Origin of the sequence: Erwinia sp. MYb416, assembly GCF_037479575.1 — a bacterium.
Taxonomy (GTDB): domain Bacteria; phylum Pseudomonadota; class Gammaproteobacteria; order Enterobacterales; family Enterobacteriaceae; genus Erwinia; species Erwinia rhapontici.
The window spans coordinates 1-844 of the sequence record NZ_JBBGYT010000385.1; the positions used below are offsets into that span (position 1 = coordinate 1).

At 60.4% G+C, this 844-nt stretch carries 1 protein-coding gene and 1 pseudogene; both read right to left on the minus strand.

Features of this window, described 5'->3' with window-relative positions; all coding sequences use genetic code 11:
- Positions 1-338 (minus strand): annotated as a pseudogene (locus WH277_RS05460) (amidohydrolase/deacetylase family metallohydrolase); the annotation flags it as partial.
- Between the two features lie 45 nt (positions 339-383).
- A partial coding sequence (locus WH277_RS05465) for a DUF4310 family protein (protein ID WP_339504877.1) occupies positions 384-844 on the minus strand: 461 nt, incomplete at its 5' end.

Here is an 844-nt window from a genome sequence, read left to right on the forward strand (position 1 = left end):
ATGTTGAGCAGCGCATAGACGCGGGTACTGGCGCTACGGGTGAGTTGATAAAAATCATCGATATCATCGGCACCGGTACTGCCCGCATCCACCACCGTCGTGACGCCCGTGTCCACACCAATGCGGTCAGCTTCATCATGGTAAATCGGCGATTTCGGGTAGCAGTGAACGTGCGAGTCAATCCAGCCCGCACTCAGCCAGTAACGCCCGGCCAGGTCCCACTCACGTTTTGCCGGACCTGCGACCAGGCCAACTGCTGCAATTTTGCCGTCGTTGATGGCGACATCGCTGAGGGTGCCATCGCTGAGACGGCCCCGCCGAATAATCAGATCAAACATTGCAGACTCCTCAGCGTGGCGACATCCGGCCGCCACGCGGGTTAGTTACAGCGCAACCGGGAAGATCGCACCCAGCGCCATCGCTCCCAGGATCGCGCCACCGGTAATCGGTTTGTTCCACAGGTAGAACAGCAACGACCCCACCAGCGCGCCCAGCCCGATCGGAATCGATGCGGCCATCGCAGACAAGATAATTAACGGACCGAGGAAGCGGCCAGAGGTGTTCCCCGCCCCCATCATCACGTCGGCGCCGTAGGTCGAGTCGCTGTTATTGATGGTGAATTTACGCGCGAGAATAATCAGGTATCCCACCGCCAGGCCCAGCGCCAGGCCGGTCACCAGCGAGGCGGCGAAGTTCGCTACCGGGAAGATAAACCCAGCCCCCAGTAGCAGCGCAGGCACGCCCAGGCCGATCCCGGTCTGGATCGCCCCACCAATATCGAGGATCCCCACCAGCGATCCTTCAATAATGCGTGCAAACAGGAAGCTGGCACCGAAGGCCGCTA